1 protein-coding gene is annotated in these 1,300 nt (G+C 73.7%); it reads right to left on the bottom strand.

The window, feature by feature from the left end; translation table 11 throughout:
* Positions 1 to 1,300, bottom strand: a 1,300-nt coding sequence (locus ACFOWE_RS11040; protein ID WP_377287156.1) for a condensation domain-containing protein, incomplete at both ends; no start/stop codon positions are given.

The following is a 1,300-nucleotide window of genomic DNA, read 5'->3' as shown; positions in this document are numbered from 1 at the left end:
CAACCCCGCCTGCACCACCATGAACACCGACGCCCCCGACCCCCGCGCCAGCCCCACCAGCCCCCGGTGCAGCTCCGCGTCGACCACCACCGGCACCGTCCCGCCCCGATACGACGCCACCGCCGGCCGCGCACGATCCACCGGCAACTCCAGCTCCTGCGGCAGCCCCTCCAGCGCCCCCCGCCAGAACCCCGCCTGCCGCGCCGCCACACTCCCCTCATCCGCCTCCTCACCCAGCAACTCCCGCTGCCAGGCCGCGTAATCGGCGTACTGCACCGGCAACGGCACCCACCCCGGCTCCCGCCCCTCCACCCGTGCCGCGTACGCCGCGATCACATCCCGCGCCAGCGGCGCCATCGACCACCCGTCCGCCGCGATGTGATGCACCACCAGCAGCAACACCCGCTCCTCGGGACCGAGGACGAACAGCCGCGCCCGCAGCGGAGCCTCGGCCGTCAGGTCGAACCCCTGCCCGGCGAAGGCGCTCAGCGCCTCGGCGAGCCCGGCCTCCCCGATCCGCTCGACGTCCAGGCGGAACGCGCCCGTCCCGGAGTCGTCGCAGAGTTCGGCGGTGTCGAGGATCCGCTGGAACGGCACCCCACCCACCTCAGGGAACACCGTCCGCAAACTCTCATGCCGCCCCGCCACATCCCCCAACGCCCCCGCCAGCGCCCCCACATCCACCCGGCCCGACAGCCGCAACGCCACCGGCAGGTTGTACACCCCCGACCCCGGATCCAACCGGTTCAACAACCACAACCGCCGCTGCGCGAACGACAACGGCACCCCCGACCCGCCCGCAGAACGCTCCACCACCCGCACCCGCGGACGCACCACCCCCGACGCCCGCTCCACCACCGACGCCAAACCCGCCACCGACGGCGCCTCGAACACCGCCCGCACCGGAACCTCCACCCCCAGCACCGACCGCACCCGGCTCACCAACCGCGTCGCCAGCAGCGAATCCCCACCCAGATCGAAGAACGACTCCTCCACCCCGACCGACTCCACATCGAGGACCTGCGCCACCACCCCGCACAGGACCTCCTCCACCACCGACCGCGCACCCCGCCCCCCACCAGCGGAGACCACCTGCGGCGCCGGCAACGCCGCCCGATCCAGCTTCCCGTTCCGCGTCACCGGCAGCGCCCCCAGAACCACCACCGCCGACGGCACCATGAACTCCGGCAACACCTCCCCCGCGAACCCCCGCACCCCCGCCGTATCCAGCTCCTTCTCAGAGGCCTCCGGGACGACGTAGGCGACCAGCCGCCGGTCCCCCGGCCGGTCCTCCCGCACC

It is taken from the genome of Planomonospora corallina (assembly GCF_042650625.1).
GTDB lineage: Bacteria > Actinomycetota > Actinomycetes > Streptosporangiales > Streptosporangiaceae > Planomonospora_B > Planomonospora_B corallina.
The sequence above is the reverse complement of the archived record's forward strand: the minus strand, read 5'-3'. Positions and strand labels throughout refer to the sequence as shown.